The sequence below is a fragment of the Nocardioides salarius genome (genome assembly GCF_016907435.1).
GTDB lineage: Bacteria > Actinomycetota > Actinomycetes > Propionibacteriales > Nocardioidaceae > Nocardioides > Nocardioides salarius.
In genome coordinates, this window is sequence record NZ_JAFBBZ010000001.1 from 2,481,547 (window position 1) to 2,499,262 (window position 17,716).

The window sequence follows — 17,716 nt, forward strand, 5'->3', positions numbered from 1 at the left end:
CCGACGGGCCCCTCAGTCGCCCAGGGCGGCGCCGACGACCTCGCGGGCCTCGGCCTGCACCTGGGCGAGGTGGTCGGCGCCGCGGAACGACTCGGCGTAGATCTTGTAGACGTCCTCGGTGCCCGAGGGGCGTGCGGCGAACCAGGCCGACTCGGTGGTGACCTTCAGCCCGCCGATCGCGGCGCCGTTGCCGGGCGCCTCGGTGAGCCGGCCGGTGATCGGCTCGCCGGCGAGCTCGGTGGCGCTCACCGCGTCGGGGCTCAGCGCGGCCAGGGCCGCCTTCTCCTCCCGGGTCGCCGGGGCGTCCACCCGGGCGTACGCCGGGTCGCCGTGCTCGGCGACCAGTGCGGCGTACTGCTGCGAGGGCGTCGACCCGCTGGTGGCGAGGATCTCGGCGCCGAGCAGGCACAGCAGCAGGCCGTCCTTGTCGGTGGTCCACACCGATCCGTCGCGGCGCAGGAACGAGGCCCCCGCCGACTCCTCGCCGCCGAAGCCGAACGAGCCGTCGAGCAGCCCCGGCACGAACCACTTGAAGCCCACCGGCACCTCGACCAGCGGCTTGTCGAGCGAGGCCGCGACCCGGTCGATCATCGACGACGAGACCAGCGTCTTGCCGATCCGCGCGGTGGCCGGCCAGCCGGGGCGGGCGCCGCCGAAGAGGTGCCCGATCGCCACGGCCAGGAAGTGGTTGGGGTTCATCAGCCCGGCGTCGGGGGTGACGATGCCGTGCCGGTCGGCGTCGGCGTCGTTGCCGGTGGCGATGTCGTAGGCGTCCTTCTGGGCCACCAACGAGGCCATCGCCGACGGCGACGAGCAGTCCATCCGGATCTTGCCGTCCCAGTCGAGGGTCATGAAGCGCCACGTCGGGTCGACCAGCGGGTTGACCACGGTGAGGTCGAGGCCGTGCCGATCGGCGATCTCGCCCCAGTAGGCCACCGACGCCCCGCCCAGCGGGTCGGCGCCGATGCGCACCCCCGCCCGGCGGATCGCCTCGAGGTCGACCACGGTGGGCAGGTCGTCGACGTAGGTGCCCAGGAAGTCGTACGCCGTCGCTGCCGCCCGGGCCCGCGCGAACGGCACCCGCCGCACGCCGTCGAGGCCGCCGCGGATCAGCTCGTTGGCCCGCGCCGCGATCACCTTCGTGGCGTCGGAGTCGGCCGGGCCGCCGTGGGGCGGGTTGTACTTGAAGCCGCCGTCGGCGGGCGGGTTGTGCGAGGGGGTGACCACGATGCCGTCGGCCAGCCCCGATCCCGACCCCGCCGGTCGAGACCCGTTGGCTCGCAGGATCGCGTGGGAGACCGCCGGGGTGGGCGTGTAGCCGTCGCGGTCGTCGACCAGCACGGTGACGTCGTTGGCGACCAGGACCTCCAGCGCCGTCGACCACGCCGGCTCCGAGAGCGCGTGGGTGTCGCGGCCGATGAACAGCGGGCCGTCGTACCCCTGCTCGCGGCGGTAGTCGCAGATCGCCTGCGTGGTGGCCAGGATGTGGGTCTCGTTGAAGGCGGTGCGCAGCGAGGAGCCGCGGTGCCCGCTGGTGCCGAAGGCGACCTGCTGGTCGGGGTCCTCGGGGTCGGGGACGCCGGTGTAGTACGCGGTCACGACCTGCGCGACGTCGATGAGGTCGGCTGGCTCGGCGGTGGTCCCGGCACGCTCGTGGCTCATCTGTGCATCATGCATCATGAGCGCATGACCCACCGGCCCGGACACGTCGCCTGCACCATCGAGGGCGGCATCGCCCACGTGCGCCTCGACCGCCCCGACAAGCTCAACGCGCTGACCCTCGACGTGCTCGACGAGCTGGTCTCGACGGCGCGGATGCTGCGCCGCGACCGGTCGATCCGGGCGGTGGTGCTCTCCGGCGAGGGCGACGCGTTCTGCGCCGGTCTCGACTTCGCCACCGTGATGCGCACGCCGGGCCGGGTGGCGCTGGCCTTCGTGCCGCGGCCCTGGCGCGGCACCAACACCTTCCAGGAGGCCTGCTGGGCCTGGCGGCGGCTGCCGGTGCCGGTGATCGCGGCGGTGCACGGGCACTGCCTGGGCGGCGGGCTGCAGATCGCCCTGGCCGCCGACTTCCGCATCGCCACGCCCGACTCCAGGTGGTCGGTGCTCGAGGGCAAGTGGGGGATCATCCCCGACATGTCGGGGGTCCGCTCGCTCAAGGAGCTGGTGGGCATCGACGTGGCCAAGCGGCTGACGATGACCGCCGAGACGCTGGCCGGCAAGGAGGCCCACGACCTGGGCCTGGTCACCGAGGTCGACAGCGACCCGGTCGCCGCCGCCCTCGAGCTCGCCGAGCAGCTCAAGGCCCGCTCGCCCGACCAGCTCGCCGCCGCCAAGCGGCTCTTCGACGACACCTGGACCTCCTCGGCCCGCCACACCTTCGCCCGCGAACGGGTCGAGCAGGCGTGGCTGCTCTTCGCGCGCAACACCAAGGTCGCCCGCGAGGCCGCCTTCGCCCGGATCACCCCCGAGTTCGGCTCGCGCCAGCGCTGAGCGGGTGAGGCTCTGGCGCACGGCGGTCCTGCTCGGCCTGGGCCTGCTGTGGTTCTGGCTGGGCCCGCTGGTGCCGCTGCTGGCGCTCGCGTCGCTGGCCCACCCGCGCGTACGCCGCGCGTGGCGGCCCGGCTCCCGCGTCGTGGCCGCCTGGGCGCTGGCGGCCGTGGTGCTGACCGGGCTGGTCGTCGTCGCCCCCGACGGGCTGCTGCCGCTGCCCAGCGGGTCGGGCGCCCTGGTCACCCCCGGCTACACCGGGCGGCCCTTCACCCCGCAGCCGCTGAGCGTGGTGGCCCCCGACGCCGACGCGGCCGCCGGCGACGGGCCGCTCGGGCTGAGCCCCGAGGTCGACTCGGCGCTCTACGGCACCGACCAGTGCGGCGGCCTGGTCTTCACCTCCGGCGGGCGGCTGGTGGTGCTGTGCGGCGAGGGTGACGACCAGCGCCTGCGGGTCGTCGACGCCGACTCCCTGCGGCCGCTGGCGAGCAAGGACCTGCCCGACCCGCCCGCCGAGGCGGGGGACGCCTGCGCCGAGGTCTCGTTCCACCTCGACGGGCTCGACCGGGTGGTGGTGCCGACCGCCGACCGGCGGATCCTCGTGGTCGCCACCGCCGACGGCGCCGGCGAGGCCGACCTGACCACCGAGGAGACCCACGACCTGACCGGGGTGCTGCCCGAGGACGACTGCCTGCTGGCGGTGCGGCCCGACAGCGACGACCGCACCTGGTTCGTCACCCGCCAGGGCCGCGCCGGCTTCGTCGACCCCCTCGGCGGCCCGCCGCGGCTGCTCGAGCTCGGCGAGGAGGTCGACCAGCCGCTGACCGCCGGCCCCGACGGCGGCGTCTACGTCGTCACCCAGGCCGCGCTGCACCGCCTCGACGTACGCCGCGGCGACCCGGTCGCCACCTGGCGCAGCGCCTACGAGCGCGGCAGCGGCCGCAAGCCCGGCCAGCGCAGCCAGGGCAGCGGCTCGCCCGCGACGGTGCTGGCCGACGGACTGGTGGCGATCACCGACAACGCCAACCCGCGGATGCACGTCGTGGTCCACGACGCCGCCGACGGCGCCCGGGTCTGCCAGAGCGAGCTCTTCGACGACGACGCCTCGGCCGCCGAGGGGGCCCTGGTGGCGGTCGGGCGCGGGGTCGTGGTCGCCAACACCCACGGCTACGACGGCCCGCTGCGCACCCTGCTCGGCCGGGTGCCCGCCGGCGGCCTGGCCCGCGTCGACGTGGTGGGCCGCGAGTGCGTGCCGGCCTGGACCTCCGAGGCGGTGGCCCCCTCCGCCACCCCCGCGCTCGCGCCGGCCGCGGGACTGCTCTACGCCTGGACCAAGCGGCGCAGCTGGTGGGGCGTCGACGCGTGGTACCTCTCCGCCCTCGACGTGCGCACCGGACGCCCCGCCTTCTCCGTGCGCACCGGCCGCGGCGTCCTGCACGACACCCACCGCTCGGCGCTCGCCCTCGGCCCCGACGGTGCGGCGTACGCCGCCACCCTCGCCGGGCTCGTCCGGGTGCGTGACGAGCAGCGCTGAGGGCCGGTCAGGGGTACTGGACGCCGGTGACCTGCTCGCTGATCTCCCACAGCCGCCGCTGCGCGTCCTCGTCGTGGGCCAGGCTCCGCGAGGTGACCACCTGCGGGGCGCCGGACATCTCGCCCAGCCCACCCGGGCCGCAGTAGGTGCCGCCCGGCAGGTCGGCGGTGGCGGCCATCAGCGTCGGCCAGGCGCCGTGGGCCACCGGCTGCGAGACCGCCTTGATGGCGGCGTCGAGGATCGAGGCGACGCCGCCGCTGGTGCGGCCGTACTGGCCGTTGACCGCGAGGTGGCTGCCGGCGAAGCCGGGGTGCGCGGCGGTGGCGAGCACCGGCACCTCGGCGGCCCGGCAGCGCCGGTCGAGCTCGTGGGTGAAGAGCAGGTTGGCCAGCTTGGAGCGTGCGTACGCCGGCCACCGCGAGTAGCGGCGCCCCGTGTCGCGGGGGTCCTCCAGCGGGGCGCTGCGCGCGGCGCGGTGGAACTGCGACGACACCGCCACCACCCGCCCGCCCTCGCTGGCGACCAGCTGGGGCAGCAGCAGCCCGGTCAGCAGGAACGGCCCGAAGTGGTTGGTGGCCATCTGCAGCTCGAGGCCGTCGGCGGTGCGCGAGTACGGCGTGGCCATCACGCCGGCGTTGTTGACCAGCACGTGGATCGGGCCCAGCCGGCCGGCGGCGGCCGCCGCGCGGCGTACCGACGAGAGGTCGGAGACGTCGACCAGCATCTCCTCGAGGTCCGCTCCCGGCACCTCGGCCTCGATCACGTCGCGGGCCTCGTCGAGCTTGGCCCCGGTGCGCCCGGCGAGCACCACGCGGGCGCCGCGGCGGGCCAGCTCGAGCGCCGTGGCGTGGCCCAGCCCGCCCACCGACGGCCCGGTGACCACGATGGTGCGCCCGGCCTGGTCGGGGATGTCGGCGAGCCGCCAGGTGTCGGTGGTGACCTCGCGGCTCACGGGGTCGTGGCCATCTGGTCGAGCACGCGGGCGGCGAGCTCCTGGTCGCCCTCGACGCGTACGGCGCCCGGCTCGGCCGCGCAGCGCCCGCCGACCAGCCGCACGAACGTGTCGCGGTCCATGCCCAGGGCCAGGGTCGGGGTCGCCGGCGCAGCCACCGGGCGCCCGCGACCGTCGTCGCCGACCGCGAAGGCGGTCGGCTCGCAGCCCTCCACCTCGAGCACCAGCGTCGTCCCCGCCGGCGCGCCCGCCTTCTTGGCCAGCACGTAGCCCATCGACTCCGAGAGGTACTCGATCGTGTGCTGCGCCGCGGCGCTGTCGAGCCCGCCGGGCCGACCGGTGGCGCGCCGCACGTCCTGCTCGTGCATCCACACGTCGAGGGGCCGGTTGCGCAGCAGCGTGCCCCAGCTCCACGGCACCCCGCCGAAGGAGCGTTCCGGCGCGGCGGCGGCGTCGCTCGGCGGGTCGGCCAGCAGCGCCGTACGCCGCGTGGTCGCGGCCGAGCGGATCTCGTTGATGATCGCGTCGGGCGAGGCCTCGCGGCGGTTCACGACGCCGATCTCGGTGTAGAGGTTCATCAGGCCCGTGGCGTGCGGCGGCTCGCCGACCTCGGCGTGCTCCTCGACGCCGCTGGCCAGCACCTGCTCGAGGTGGGCCACGTGGGAGGCCACCGCCCGCACGTCCCAGCCGGCCAGGTCGGTCGGGGTGTCCCACTCGGCCTCGTCGAGGTCCTCGAGCAGGGTGGTGAAGTCGTCGATGGCCTGCCACCAGGTCTGGGTCCAGCCGGCGAGGAGGTCGCTGTCGTCGGGGGCGCTCATGGCCCGCAGCCTAAGGCCCCCGTAGGCTCGCGCGTCGAGGGAAGGGGTGCCCATGGCGGCGACACGATCGGCACGGGCCCGCAAGGCCGCGGCCGAGGCGGGCGCACTGTCCACGGTGACGATCGACGTGGGCGCCGACGACTCCTTCGTCTACCGGATCGCCTGCGCCCAGTGCACCACCGCCGCGTCTGCGCGGGCCACCGGCCGCACCGAGCGCCGCCCCTGGTCGACGTACCGGCCCGGGGCCGACAACGGCTACCTGGCCGCGATGGACCGCTGGACCTTCCACCTCACCGAGCGGCACCCGGACGAGGACGCCCCCTGCCTGGCCTACCTCGAGGCCGCCCAGCAGCGCCTGCACGAGCGCCGCGACCAGGGCTGATCCCCTGTCCGGGGCGGTCCGCCTCAGCCGGTGGGGGTGAAGCGCACCGCCATCACGGCGATGTCGTCGTCGAGGTCGGCGTCGACGAGGTCGCGCAGCACCGCGTCGAGGAACTTCTCCACCGGCAGGTGCGCGTGGCGCGAGCCCGCCTCGCGCAGCCGCTCGAGGCCCTCGTCGAGGTGCTCGCCGCGCCGCTCCACCAGCCCGTCGGTGTAGAGCAGCAGGGTGGACCCGTCGTCGACGAGGGTGCGCTGGTCGGCGCGCTCGACGTCGGGCAGCACGCCGATCATCAGGTCGGGCGGGCCGTCCTGCAGGTAGCGGCCCCGCCCGTCGGGGCACAGCAGCAGCGGCGGCGGGTGGCCGGCGTTGGTCCAGGCCAGCCAGCTGCCCTCGGAGTCGGCGTCGGTCTCGATGCGGGCGTGCACCAGCGTGGCCAGGCCCTCGACCTCGAGGTCGTGCAGGGCGTGGTCGAGCAGCCGCACGTTGGCGGCCGGGCGGTCGTCGACGGCCCAGGTGATGGCGCGCAGCATGTTGCGCACCTGGCCCATCGTCGCGGCCGCGCCGAGGTCGTGCCCGACGATGTCGCCGATCATCAGCGAGGTGTCGCCACCGGGCATCACCACGGCGTCGTACCAGTCGCCGCCGACCTGGTCGCGCGCCGCCGCGGGCCGGTAGCGCGCGGCGATCTCGTGGGCGGTGCTGCGCGGCAGCGCCGGCAGCAGCGCGCTCTGCAGCGTCACCAGGGCGTCGAGCCGCTCCTGGACCAGCAGCGCGCGGCTCAGCGCCTGCGCGGTGTACGACGCCAGCGCGGTCATCGTGGTCAGGTCCTCGGCGGTCTGGTCGCGTGCCTCGTCCCACAGCAGCGCCATCGCCCCCAGTGCGAGACCGTCGGTGTCGTAGAGCGGCAGGAAGGCACGGGCCTCGCCGATCTGCGCGGACAGGTCGAGATCGGGGTACTGCTCGTTCTGGGCGGCACGGTCGCGGAACCACACCGGCCGGTGGCGCACCATCGCGCTGCCCAGCGGGTTGGAGTGGTCCAGGCCCAGCTGCTGGTTGAGCCGCGCTGAGCGCCAGTCGTCGCCGGTGCGGGGCACGTAGTGCAGGGTGGCGTCGGCGCGCGCCGGCTCCGAGGTGCCCGCCAGCAGGCTGGGGTCGTCGATCCAGATGCCGGCGCGCGAGCAGCCCAGCTGGTCGATCGAGACCTGCTCGACGGCCACGGCGACGTCGCCGAGGGTGCGGGTGCTGGCCAGGCCCTCGCTCAGCGCCAGCAGCACCCTGCTGCGCCGGGTCAGGGTGGCCGCCGACTCCGCGGCCAGCGCGGCCTCCTCGCGCAGCCCGCGCTGGGCCAGCTCGCTCGAGCAGGCCGCGGCGAGGTCCTGCAGCGACGCGAGGTCCTCGCCGGTCCACTCGCGCGGCTCGTGGGTGATCGCGCAGAGCGAGCCGACGATGGTGCCGCGGTGGTCGCGGATGGGGTAGCCGGCGTAGCCGATGACGCCGAGGTCGGGGATCGCCAGGTTGGTGTGCAGCCGGTCGTCGAGCCGCGCGTCGGAGATCACCAGCGGGGCCTGGTCGGCCACCACCCACTGGCAGAAGGAGTGCGTCAGCGGGGTCTCGCGCGAGTCCGCCACCTCGCCGGCCGTCTCGACGTGCAGCCCGTCGGCGCCGACGAAGACCTGGCGGTGCTCCTCCACGAGGCTGACCAGCGCGATGTCGGAGCCCAGCGAGCGGCGCACCATCCGCGCGTAGCGGTCGTAGGTCACGTGCAGGTCGGCCTCGGGACCTGCCCGGAGGTCGGGGTGGGGCATGGCGTGCGACCTCCGTCGTCTCAGGGGGCCACGGTATCGCAGGCCGGGCCCGGCCCGGACGCGTTCGGGTGAGCCCGCCACAATGGCGGGGTGCGCGTACGAGCCCCTGAGCTGGTCGGTCGTGGCTGGCTGAACACCGACGGCCCCCTGTCCCTGAGCGACCTGCGCGGGCGCTTCCTGCTGCTGGACTTCTGGACGTTCTGCTGCGTCAACTGCCTGCACGTCCTCGACGAGCTGCGCCCCCTCGAGGCGGCGTACGCCGAGGAGCTCGTGGTGGTCGGCGTGCACAGCCCGAAGTTCGCCCACGAGGCCGACCCGGTCGCGCTGGCCGCGGCGGTCGAGCGCTACGGCGTGCACCACCCGGTGCTCGACGACCCCGAGCTGGTGACCTGGCAGGCCTACACCGCCCGGGCCTGGCCGACCCTGGTGCTGGTCGACCCCGAGGGCTACGTGGTGGCGCAGTACGCCGGCGAGGGCCACGCCCACGCGATCGAGGCGCTGTTGGCCGACCTGGTGCCCCAGCACCGCGAGCGCGGCACGCTGCAGCCCGCCGGGTCGCCGTACGTGCCGCCGGTGGTGGAGCCGACCGACCTGCGCTTCCCGGCCAAGGCGGTGCCGCTGCCCGGCGGCGGCGTGCTGGTCGCCGACGCCGGCCACGACGAGGTCGTCGAGCTCGACGCCGGGGGAGCCGTGGTGCGCCGCACCGGCGGCTTCCGCGAGCCCAACGGGCTGTGCCTGCTGCCGCCCGACGTGGCGGCCGAGGTCGGGTACGACGTCGTGGTCGCCGACACCGTCGGGCACCGGCTCGCGGGGCTCGAGCTCGCGACCGGCGAGGTGCGCACCCTGGCCGGCGACGGCACCCAGTGGATGAGCGGCGACGGCACCAGCCGGCTCTCGTCGCCGTGGGACGTGGCCTGGTGGGGCGAGCGGGTGTGGGTGGCGATGGCGGGCATCCACCAGCTGTGGACCCTCGACCCGCGCACCGGCGAGGTGGCGGTCGCGGCCGGCACCGCCCACGAGGGGCTGCTCGACGGCCCCGCCGCCGAGGCGTGGTTCGCGCAGACCTCCGGCCTCGCGCCGGCCGGCGACCGGCTCTGGCTGGCCGACAGCGAGACCTCGTCGCTGCGCTGGGTCGACGCCGACGCCCAGGTGGGCACGGCCGTGGGCAGCGGCCTCTTCGACTTCGGCTTCCGCGACGGTGACGCCGACCAGGCGCTGCTGCAGCACCCGCTGGGCGTCACCGTCCTGCCCGACGGCTCGGTGGCGGTGTGCGACACCTACAACGGCGCCGTACGCCGCTTCGACCCGGCGACCGCGACGCTGAGCACGCTGGCCACCGGCCTGGCCGAGCCCAGCGGCGCCCACCTCGACCCCGAGGACCCCACGGTGCTCGTGGTCGTCGAGTCGGCCGCGCACCGCCTGGCCCGGGTGCCGCTCGGCTCGGTGGCGACCGTCGACGGGTTCGCGCACTCCACGCAGCGCCCGGTGACCGAGGTCTCCGGCGCGGTCGAGCTGGTCGTCACCTTCGAGCCGCCGCCGGGGCAGAAGGTCGACGACAGGTTCGGCCCGCCCTCCCAGCTGGTCGTCGAGGCCACCCCGCCGGGGCTGCTGCGCGAGGGAGGCGGCCGCGGCACCGCCCTGACCCGCTCGCTGGTGCTCGACCCGCACGCCGGCGAGGGCGTCCTGCACGTCGCGGCCCGCGCCGCCTCCTGCGACGTCGAGGGCGGTGAGGGCGCCGCCTGCCGGATGCACCAGCAGGACTGGGGCGTGCCGGTGCGCGTCGTCGACGGGGCGCCCGCGGTGCTCACGCTGCCGCTGGGCGGTGCCGGGTGAGCGCCCGGCTCGGCTCCGTCCACCGCTACCCGCTGAAGTCGGCGCGCGGCGAGCGGCTCGACGCGGCGTCGGTGGAGCCGTGGGGCCTGGCCGGCGACCGGCGCTGGATGGTCGTCGACCCCGACGGCCTGGCGCTCACCGCGCGCGAGGTGCACCCGCTGCTGCTGCTGGACCCCGAGATCACCGCCGCCGGGCTGCGCGTGCGGGCGCCGGGTGCCGAGCCGCTCGACGTGGCCGACCCCGACCCGGGCCGCCAGGTGCCGGTGCGGCTGTGGCGCTCCGAGCTGACCGCCGCCCACGCCGAGGAGGCCGACGCCTGGCTCGGCGAGGTGCTCGGGCGCCCCGCACGCCTGGTGCACCTCGACGACCCGACCCGCAGGCCCGTCTCGGCCGAGTACGCCGCCCCCGACGACCGGGTCTCCTTCGCCGACGGCTACCCGCTGCTGGTCACCACCACGGCCTCGCTCGCGGCCCTCAACGACGTGGTGCTCGAGCGCAGCCAGGGCGCCCACGAGCCGTTGCCGATGACGCGCTTCCGCCCCAACGTCGTCGTCGACGGCGTGACGGCCTGGGCCGAGGACGACTGGCGCCGGGTCCGCATCGGCGGCGTCGACTTCCGCGCCGTCAAGGGCTGCGCGCGCTGCGTGATCACCACGCTCGACCCCGGCACCGCCGAGGGCGGCAAGGAGCCGATCGCCTCGCTGGCCAGGATCCGGCGCTGGGACGGCGCCACCTGGTTCGGCACCAACCTGGTGCCCGACCTGCCCGACGGGCGCCCGGTCACGATCCGCGAGGGCGACGCGGTCGAGGTGCTCGAGGCCGTGGAGCCGGGGGCGGGGCCGATCCGGCCGGTGCGCTGAGGTCCAGCCCAGCGGTCAGCCCAGGAGTCAGCCCAGCGCGAGCGAGACGGCCAGGGCGAGCATCACGATGCCGATCAGCAGGTCGAGCACCCGCCAGGCGCCGGGGCGGGCGAAGAGCCCCGAGGCCAGCCGGGCGCCGTAGCCCAGCCCGACGAACCAGACCACCGAGCCCAGCGCGGCGCCGGCGGCGAAGGCCCAGCGCCCGTCGGCGCCGTAGCCGCTGGCCAGCGAGCCGAGCAGCAGCACCGTGTCGAGGTAGACGTGCGGGTTGAGCCAGGTCAGCGCCAGCGTGGTCAGCACCGCCGGCACCAGCCGGGTCACGCCCTGCGCCGCGGCCTCGAGCGTCTCGCCACCGCGAGCTGCCCGCCGCAGCGACAGGGCGGCGTACGTCGCCAGGAAGAGCGCGCCGGCCCAGCGCACCACCACCAGCACCCCGGGCGCCTGCTCGACGAGGGTGCCGATGCCGGCCACGCCGGCGACGATGAGCACCGCGTCGGAGAGCGCGCAGACCGCGACCACGGGCCCGACCTGCTGGCGGGTCAGGCCCTGGCGCAGCACGAAGGCGTTCTGGCTGCCGATCGCGACGATCAGGCCGAGCCCGGCGAGCAGCCCGGCGAGGGCGGTGGAGGTCATGCGACGAGGCTAGGCGCCGCTGTGCGTGAAGGACAGCGAATGTTCCTGCGCATGCCTTAGCGTTGCTTCATGACGTACGCCGCACCCCAGCTCGCCGCCCTGGTCGCGGTCTGCGACACCGGCACCTTCGAGGCCGCCGCCCGCACGCTGCACGTGACGCCCAGTGCGGTGAGCCAGCGGGTCCGCGCCCTGGAGTCCGAGGTCGGCCAGGTGCTCGTGCGGCGGGCGACGCCGTGCACCCCCACCGACGCCGGCGCCGTGCTGGTGCGGCTCGGGCGGGCCCAGGCGCTGCTCGCGGCCGAGGCCCGGGCCGAGCTGGGCCTCGACCCGGAGGACGCCGACGGGGCTGTCCCGCGGCTCGACCTGGGCGTGGCGGTCAACGCCGACTCGCTCGCGACCTGGTTCCGCGAGGTGCTGGCGGTCGTGGCGCAGTGGCCGGGGGTGGCGCTGGGCCTGCACGTCGAGGACCAGGCGTGGTCGCACGACCTGCTGCGCGAGGGCCGGGTGCTGGGTGCGGTGACCAGCGACCCGGTGGCGGTGCAGGGCTGCCGGGTCGAGCCGCTGGGGACGCTGCGCTACCGGCCCGCGGCGGCCCCCGCCCTGGTCGGGCCGGGGGAGGCGGTGCGTCCCGACTGGTCGCGGCTGCCGATGGTCGTCTTCAACGACAAGGACGCCCTGCAGGACCAGTGGCTGGCGCGACGCGGCGCGGCCCCGCCCCGCGTGGTGCACCGGGTGCCGACCTCGGCCGACTTCGTGGCCGCGATCGAGGCCGGGCTCGGCTGGGGGATGGTGCCCGAGCCCCAGCTCGTGCCCGCCCTGCAGGCCGGGGCGCTCGTCGCGCTGGCGGGTGAGGAGCACCTCGACGTGGCGCTGCACTGGCAGCGCTGGCGGCTGGGCTCCGAGGTCCTCGACCGGCTCAGCGACGCCGTGCGCGGCGCGGCGCGGCGGCACCTGCGGGCCTGAGCCTTCGTCGACCGCCGCAGACTTCAGGCGCTGAGGACCCAGTGGCCGGGTGATTCCTCGGTCCAGGTGGGGTCGGGTGGGATGAGGCCGGGTGGGTCGGGGGCGCGGGTGCGGGTGGTTTGGCCGGCGGGTGAGGTGGTCTCGACGTCGTGGGGGTCGAGGTCGTAGTGGTGCAGGAGGCGGTGGTGCCAGCCGGGTTCTTCCTTGAGCTGGTTGCAGGCGGTGCAGAGGCCTTGGCCGTTGGGGGCGCTGGTGGGGCCGCCGGCGTGGTCGGGGGTGATGTGGTCGTGCTGGCGGAGGGGGGCGTTGCACCAGGGGGTGCGACAGGTCCGGTCCCTGAGGGTGATGAACTGGCGCAGGAGGCCGTCGAAGGTCCGCGAGGTCGATTCCATGGCGACGAGCTGGTCGGTGTCGGCGAAGAGGCGCCGGACGCGGGTGCCCATCTCGGGGGCACAGGTGACCAGGCGCCGAGCGACGGAGGCGGGGATGGGTCCGCCGGCGCCGCCGTACATGGGCACGACCTCGGCGGGCTCGTCACCGTCGCCGAGCAGCGCTTCGGCGGAGATCACGATGTTGAGCGCGACGGGGGTGTGGGTGGCGGTGATCTGGCCGGTGAGGCGGGAGACGAACAGGTCGGCGACGATCTGGGAGTGGGATCGGTCCTCGTCGGGCTGGTTCTTGAGCTGGGCGGCGCGTTGGTGCAGGGACTGCATGATCGCGGCGGCGTGGACGTCGGAGACGACCGCGGTGATCTGGGTGGTGCCGTCCTCGCGTCGCCGGGAGGTGACGTGGCGGTTGCGGTGCGCGCGTTCGCGGCGGCGGGCGGCGGCCTGGTCGTCGAGGCGCATCGCGATGCGTTGCGCGGCCAGGCGCAGCGACCGGTCGCCCAGGGGGACCCCGGTGCCCAGCAGCTCGCCCAGGGCGGTGTCGTAGTCGGGGCGCAGGGCGGAGTGGACGTGCTCGGCCTCGCTGGCGAGGATCTCGGCGCGGTGCTCGTTGATCAGTCCGTCGTCGAGGGCCGCCAGCACGTGGGGCAGGTCGTCGACCAGGGTGCAGGCCATCGCCAGCAGCCGGGTGCCGCGGTGGGGCGACTCGTGGCGAGCGAGCGCGACCTGGGCGCCGACCGAGCGGGCCGAGGCGTCGCCCTGGAGGTCGTCGAGGTGCGCGGCGAGTCTGGCCTGGCGCGCAGCCAGGTGGGACTTCAGCGCCTCGAGCTCCTCCAGCATCGCGACACACTCGCCCGGCGTACCGGGAAGTGGGTCGACGACGGCTTCGAACATGTGTTCTATTCTAGGGGGGTCGGCCGGCCGTGTCCAGGGTCTACGCGCGGCTGTGGATGGCCCTCGACGCCGCGCGGGGTGGTGGCGTAGCGACCTGCGCAACCGGCCCGCTACAGCGCTCAGGCGATCCGTCCGGTGCGCACCCCAAGGACGCCGGGGCTGGAGGAGGGCGGTCGCTGCGCCGCCCAACGGGCGAACGGGATGGCCGCGGGCGCCCTCGACGCGGCAGATGAATGCACTACGCGCAGGTCGTACGGCTGGCTCGCGCCCAGCCTCCGTTGAGGCGCTCGATGCCCAACTCCGCCACAACATCCCCCGAGTCGTCGAGGATGGCAAAGACCACCGTGTACCTGTTCCTCTTCAGAACGTCCCCGACCTCCCCGTTTGCTGGGACTCCCCACCTCGCTGCCTTGCTCACTGTCGCAAACGAGCGTCCCGGGTACGCCTGCGCTCGCTTCTGGCGAGCGCAGGTGAGCCCTGCTGGGGCATCGGCAGGCGTCGCGCTTTCCTGGCGTTGAGCCGACGGCTCGTTGTCCGTAGCGGGAGCAGTGCAGGCGCAAAGCAGCGCCATTACCGCCAGTGTCGGCGTCATTCGCATAGTGCTCCGACGGTACGGACGCTCACTCGGTTCCGGCCAGACGGAGCAGATCCGGACATTCAGTCCCACCACATCAGAACGCCCAGTCTCCGCTCGACCGCTGTCGCATAGAAGTCGCAAAGCGCTTGAAAGTGTGGGCGGAGGTTCTCGAGAGGATCAGCCTCGGGTGGCGAGAACTCTGCGCCAGCTCGGACGAAAGCCTCAGTCGCTGTGGCCGAAGAGAGGAAGTCAACGCGTCTCAGCTCCTGCAACTGCTCGTGCACGCGTCGCACCTCGGTCGGGTTGAGCGACGTCACGGGATGTTCCCAGATGCTGTCAGGCATCTCCCGGTACGCCGCGTTGGCCTCCTCGCCCCCTGCGGTGGCGCGGGCCAGTCCCTCGAGCAGGGATGCGGGGACTTGCGCGATTCTGGCTGCTTGCTCCAAAGGTGCTGGTGCCCAGTCGAGGTCCAGATACTCGTCGCGGTCCAGCGCGCGAAACGAACAGACGTCGTCGAGCACTGCGACGGACGACGAGCAGGCGACGAGGGTCGCCTCATCGAGACGTGCGAGGTTCTGGACGATGGGCATCGAGCCAGTATCCACCGCCATCGAGCATGCCGACCCGCATCTGGACATCGGCGCGACCGCGCTCATCGCGGCTGCTAGACGAGCGCGCGGAACTAGAAACCTCGGAAGACCCCGTCGTCATGGACGGCACCGGCGAAATCAGGGAAGTCCATGTTCGCGATCGACAGGTTGGCTTCGATTGAAGCGACTTCGCTCGCTATGCACCTGAACGCCTGGCCGAAGACCCACCCGAACTCCTCCTCATCCTCTTCATCAGCGCTCAGGTCTACGAACACCACCGTCAACTCGCCGCCGGATCTCGCCTCTCGCATCGAGCGGTGGTCCGCGAAGATGACGTAGCCGTGGTGCTCCCGCGGCCAAGCGCTCGCGAGGATCTCAGCAGAGATTGAGTCGAAGCCAGTGTCTGAGATTGCCTCCAAGTTTGGGGTGTACGCATCACCGTCACCGACGAGGTCGACTTCCCGCGACACCTCCTCAACCACTCTGTGCCATGCAGCGTCCGCAGAAAAGTCGGTGCGGATGAGCGGCATCGGGCCGTCGGCGAAGAGTCGAGCAATGCGATCGAGGTCCATTCCCGGATCTTTGCTGATCCTTGTCTCTGCGCGCAGCCCGCCCCGAGATCCATCAAGCCGACGCGACCGCTGCTCGGCAGAGTCGGATGCCAGCCCCCGCGTCAGTTCCGCTCGAGCAGGTCGTAGTCGAACGGGCACAACAGCCCGTCGCGCCGTGCGCCCCTGCGGAGAGCCGGTGTCGGGGCTGCCTGGCGAAGCGTTGTGCCCGTTCGGCTACGGGCCCGGAGCGGAGTCCCCGGGCTGCACGGACCTCGGCACGAGCGGATGGTTCGGGGAGGTCGTCGGTCCTTCCGACGGCGACACCGCCGCAGTCGGCTGTCTGGCCTCGCCAACCGAAGGCACGGTCGGTACAGCGGGACGGTCGTCAACCACCGAGCCGCCGCCGGCACCCGCTCGCGCGGAGCCGACGGCGGCCCGTGGTCGTGCTGTGCCTCAGGTCAGAACGCGGCCTCGTCGAGGTCCATCAGCGACAGGTCGACCGTCTCGGCGATCGCCCGCTCGCTGCTGATCTTGGGCAGGTTGTAGGACGCGAAGAACTGCGCGGCCGCGACCTTGCCCTCGTAGAACGACTTGTCCTTGGCCGACACGTCGCCGCCGAGCTTCTCCAGCGCGACCTCGGCGCCGCGCAGCAGCAGCCAGGCGCAGACGACGTCGCCGAGCACCATCAGCAGGCGCGAGGTGTTGAGCCCGACCTTGTAGATGTTGCGGATCTCGTCCTGGGCGCTCATCAGGTCGTTGATGAGGTGTCCGACCATCGCGTTGGCGTCGTCGAGGGCGGTGGCCAGCAGCTGGCGCTCGTTCTTCAGGCGACCGTTGCCGGCCTCGCTGTCGATGAAGCCCTGGATCTGCGCGGCGAGGTGGCCCAGCGCCCTGCCCTGGTCCTTGACGATCTTGCGGAAGAAGAAGTCCTGGCCCTGGATCGCGGTCGTGCCCTCGTAGAGGGTGTCGATCTTGGCGTCGCGGACGTACTGCTCGATCGGGTACTCCTGCAGGAAGCCGGAGCCGCCGAAGGTCTGCAGCGACTCGGTGCCCAGCAGCACCCACGAGCGCTCGGAGCCGTAGCCCTTGACGATCGGCAGGAGCAGGTCGTTGACGGCCTCGGCGAGCTTGGTCTCCTCGGTGTCCATGGTGCCCTCGTGCTCGGCGACCATGATCTTGTCCTGCCACGCCGCGGTGTAGAAGACCAGGGAGCGCATCGCCTCCGAGAACGACTTCTGCACCATCAGCGAGCGACGGACGTCGGGGTGGGCGGTGATCGCCACGCGGGGGGCGGTCTTGTCGCCCGACTGGGTCAGGTCGGCGCCCTGCTGGCGCGACTTCGCGAACTCCAGCGCGTTGAGGTAGCCGGTGGACAGGGTGGCGATGGCCTTGGTGCCGACCATCATCCGGGCGTTCTCGATGACCTGGAACATCTGGGCGATGCCGTTGTGCACCTCGCCGAGCAGCCAGCCCTTGGCAGGCTCCTTCTCACCGAAGGTGACCTCGCAGGTGTTGGAGACCTTGATGCCCATCTTGTGCTCGACGTTGGTGACGTAGACGCCGTTGCGCTCACCGGTCAGCTCGCCGGTCTCGTGGTCGAAGTGGTGCTTGGGCAGCAGGAAGAGCGAGAGGCCCTTGGTGCCGGGCCCGCCCGCGCCCTCGACGCCCACGGGGCGCGCGAGCACGAGGTGCATGATGTTCTCGCTCATGTCGTGCTCGGCCGAGGTGATGAAGCGCTTGACGCCCTCGATGTTCCACGAGCCGTCGTCGTTCATCGTGGCCTTGGCCCGGCCGGCACCCACGTCGGAGCCCGCGTCGGGCTCGGTCAGCACCATCGTGGCGCCCCACTGGCGCTCGACCATGATCTCGGCGATGCGCTTGTCGCGCTCGTTGCCGTTGCGGTGCACGACCCCGGCGAACGGCGCGCCGGCGCCGTACATCCACACGGGGGCGTTGGAGCCGAGGACGAGCTCGCCGAGCGCCCAGACCAGGCTCGAGGGGGCGGGGGTGCCGCCGAGCTCCTCGTTGATCTGCAGGCGCCAGAACTCGGAGTCCATCCAGGCCTGGTAGCTCTTCTTGAAGGACTCGGGGATCGGCGCGGTGCTGGTCTCGGGGTCGAAGACCGGCGGGTTGCGGTCGCTGTCCTCGTAGGAGGCCGCCAGCTCCTCGCGGGCCATCCGGTCGACCTCGGCCAGGATCTCGCGCGCGGTGTCGCTGTCGACCTCGCCGAAGGGACCGGTGCCCAGCACCTCGTCACGGCCCAGGACCTCGAACAGGTTGAACTCGATGTCGCGCAGGTTGCTCTTGTAGTGGCTCACGGCCCCCACCTTCTTCGTCGTCAGGTCTACGGCCGGCCGGCAGACGCAGGTCATACTGGTCGGTAACTTGAATGGTACGGGCCAGTAACTTGACTCGCAACAGGATCACCCGGCCGGGTCGCGGACCCTG

15 protein-coding genes are annotated in these 17,716 nt (G+C 73.5%); 6 read left to right on the forward strand and 9 right to left on the reverse strand.

The features are described from left to right. Window positions 1–12: 12 nt before the first annotated feature. The gene (gene pgm, locus JOE61_RS11880) at window positions 13–1,662 is read right to left on the reverse strand and encodes a phosphoglucomutase (alpha-D-glucose-1,6-bisphosphate-dependent) (RefSeq protein ID WP_193668395.1); all 1,650 of its coding nucleotides are present in this window, start codon (window positions 1,660–1,662) and stop codon (window positions 13–15) included. Window positions 1,663–1,686: 24 nt separating this feature from the next. Here pgm and JOE61_RS11885 point away from each other — a divergent pair, with 24 nt between their 5' ends. After that, window positions 1,687–2,493, forward strand: coding sequence for a crotonase/enoyl-CoA hydratase family protein (locus JOE61_RS11885; RefSeq protein ID WP_193668394.1), 807 nt, complete (start codon window positions 1,687–1,689; stop codon window positions 2,491–2,493). Between the two features lie 4 nt (window positions 2,494–2,497). Continuing rightward, a complete protein-coding gene (locus JOE61_RS11890; RefSeq protein WP_193668393.1) occupies window positions 2,498–4,024 on the forward strand; it encodes a hypothetical protein in 1,527 nt (508 codons plus the stop codon). Between the two features lie 7 nt (window positions 4,025–4,031). On the opposite strand, the gene JOE61_RS11895 is transcribed toward JOE61_RS11890, so the two are convergent. Together JOE61_RS11895 and JOE61_RS11900 are read right to left on the reverse strand one after the other, a co-directional pair. Beyond that, the gene (locus JOE61_RS11895) at window positions 4,032–4,976 is read right to left on the reverse strand and encodes an oxidoreductase (RefSeq protein WP_193668392.1); all 945 of its coding nucleotides are present in this window, start codon (window positions 4,974–4,976) and stop codon (window positions 4,032–4,034) included. Further along, window positions 4,973–5,794, reverse strand: a complete 822-nt coding sequence (locus JOE61_RS11900) for a maleylpyruvate isomerase family mycothiol-dependent enzyme (RefSeq protein ID WP_193668391.1) — start codon at window positions 5,792–5,794, stop codon at window positions 4,973–4,975. The genes JOE61_RS11895 and JOE61_RS11900 overlap by 4 nt, the downstream gene beginning before the upstream one ends. Window positions 5,795–5,846: 52 nt before the next feature. Here JOE61_RS11900 and JOE61_RS11905 point away from each other — a divergent pair, with 52 nt between their 5' ends. Then, window positions 5,847–6,176 carry a hypothetical protein gene (locus JOE61_RS11905; protein WP_193668390.1) on the forward strand — a complete coding sequence of 110 codons (330 nt, stop codon included), beginning with the start codon at window positions 5,847–5,849 and terminating at the stop codon, window positions 6,174–6,176. 23 nt (window positions 6,177–6,199) lie between these two features. Here the strand turns inward: JOE61_RS11905 and JOE61_RS11910 are convergent, their stop codons facing one another. Beyond that, on the reverse strand, window positions 6,200–7,981 hold the full coding sequence (locus JOE61_RS11910; RefSeq protein ID WP_193668389.1) for a GAF domain-containing SpoIIE family protein phosphatase: 1,782 nt from the start codon (window positions 7,979–7,981) through the stop codon (window positions 6,200–6,202). A 90-nt stretch (window positions 7,982–8,071) separates the two neighbouring features. Here JOE61_RS11910 and JOE61_RS11915 point away from each other — a divergent pair, with 90 nt between their 5' ends. Continuing rightward, on the forward strand, window positions 8,072–9,814 hold the full coding sequence (locus JOE61_RS11915) for an NHL domain-containing thioredoxin family protein (RefSeq protein WP_193668388.1): 1,743 nt from the start codon (window positions 8,072–8,074) through the stop codon (window positions 9,812–9,814). Further along, window positions 9,811–10,674: an MOSC domain-containing protein gene (locus JOE61_RS11920; protein WP_193668387.1), complete on the forward strand. Its 864-nt coding sequence runs from the start codon at window positions 9,811–9,813 to the stop codon at window positions 10,672–10,674. Before JOE61_RS11915 ends, JOE61_RS11920 begins: the two co-directional genes overlap by 4 nt. Window positions 10,675–10,701: 27 nt before the next feature. On the opposite strand, the gene JOE61_RS11925 is transcribed toward JOE61_RS11920, so the two are convergent. Beyond that, on the reverse strand, window positions 10,702–11,307 hold the full coding sequence (locus JOE61_RS11925; RefSeq protein WP_193668386.1) for a LysE/ArgO family amino acid transporter: 606 nt from the start codon (window positions 11,305–11,307) through the stop codon (window positions 10,702–10,704). Between the two features lie 69 nt (window positions 11,308–11,376). Here JOE61_RS11925 and JOE61_RS11930 point away from each other — a divergent pair, with 69 nt between their 5' ends. After that, window positions 11,377–12,270 carry a LysR family transcriptional regulator ArgP gene (locus JOE61_RS11930; RefSeq protein WP_193668385.1) on the forward strand — a complete coding sequence of 298 codons (894 nt, stop codon included), beginning with the start codon at window positions 11,377–11,379 and terminating at the stop codon, window positions 12,268–12,270. A gap of 23 nt (window positions 12,271–12,293) precedes the next feature. Here the strand turns inward: JOE61_RS11930 and JOE61_RS11935 are convergent, their stop codons facing one another. The 4 genes from JOE61_RS11935 to JOE61_RS11950 form a co-directional block, all read right to left on the reverse strand. Further along, a complete protein-coding gene (locus JOE61_RS11935) occupies window positions 12,294–13,550 on the reverse strand; it encodes an HNH endonuclease (RefSeq protein ID WP_193668384.1) in 1,257 nt (418 codons plus the stop codon). 657 nt (window positions 13,551–14,207) lie between these two features. Beyond that, the gene (locus JOE61_RS11940; protein ID WP_193668383.1) at window positions 14,208–14,717 is read right to left on the reverse strand and encodes a DUF1877 family protein; all 510 of its coding nucleotides are present in this window, start codon (window positions 14,715–14,717) and stop codon (window positions 14,208–14,210) included. Between the two features lie 92 nt (window positions 14,718–14,809). Next, on the reverse strand, window positions 14,810–15,289 hold the full coding sequence (locus tag JOE61_RS11945) for a DUF6924 domain-containing protein (protein WP_193668382.1): 480 nt from the start codon (window positions 15,287–15,289) through the stop codon (window positions 14,810–14,812). A 437-nt stretch (window positions 15,290–15,726) separates the two neighbouring features. Next, window positions 15,727–17,586: an acyl-CoA dehydrogenase gene (locus JOE61_RS11950; RefSeq protein WP_193668381.1), complete on the reverse strand. Its 1,860-nt coding sequence runs from the start codon at window positions 17,584–17,586 to the stop codon at window positions 15,727–15,729. Window positions 17,587–17,716 lie beyond the last annotated feature (130 nt).

What these genes read in the sequence shown, in the direction of transcription:
- pgm (WP_193668395.1), bottom strand. Translation starts at nt 1,662, where the DNA reads ATGAGCCACGAGCGTGCCGGGACCACCGCCGAGCCAGCCGACCTCATC.
- JOE61_RS11885 (WP_193668394.1), top strand. Translation starts at nt 1,687, where the DNA reads ATGACCCACCGGCCCGGACACGTCGCCTGCACCATCGAGGGCGGCATC.
- JOE61_RS11900 (WP_193668391.1), bottom strand. Translation starts at nt 5,794, where the DNA reads ATGAGCGCCCCCGACGACAGCGACCTCCTCGCCGGCTGGACCCAGACC.
- JOE61_RS11905 (WP_193668390.1), top strand. Translation starts at nt 5,847, where the DNA reads ATGGCGGCGACACGATCGGCACGGGCCCGCAAGGCCGCGGCCGAGGCG.
- JOE61_RS11910 (WP_193668389.1), bottom strand. Translation starts at nt 7,981, where the DNA reads ATGCCCCACCCCGACCTCCGGGCAGGTCCCGAGGCCGACCTGCACGTG.
- JOE61_RS11925 (WP_193668386.1), bottom strand. Translation starts at nt 11,307, where the DNA reads ATGACCTCCACCGCCCTCGCCGGGCTGCTCGCCGGGCTCGGCCTGATC.
- JOE61_RS11930 (WP_193668385.1), top strand. Translation starts at nt 11,377, where the DNA reads ATGACGTACGCCGCACCCCAGCTCGCCGCCCTGGTCGCGGTCTGCGAC.
- JOE61_RS11935 (WP_193668384.1), bottom strand. Translation starts at nt 13,550, where the DNA reads ATGTTCGAAGCCGTCGTCGACCCACTTCCCGGTACGCCGGGCGAGTGT.
- JOE61_RS11940 (WP_193668383.1), bottom strand. Translation starts at nt 14,717, where the DNA reads ATGCCCATCGTCCAGAACCTCGCACGTCTCGATGAGGCGACCCTCGTC.
- JOE61_RS11945 (WP_193668382.1), bottom strand. Translation starts at nt 15,289, where the DNA reads ATGGACCTCGATCGCATTGCTCGACTCTTCGCCGACGGCCCGATGCCG.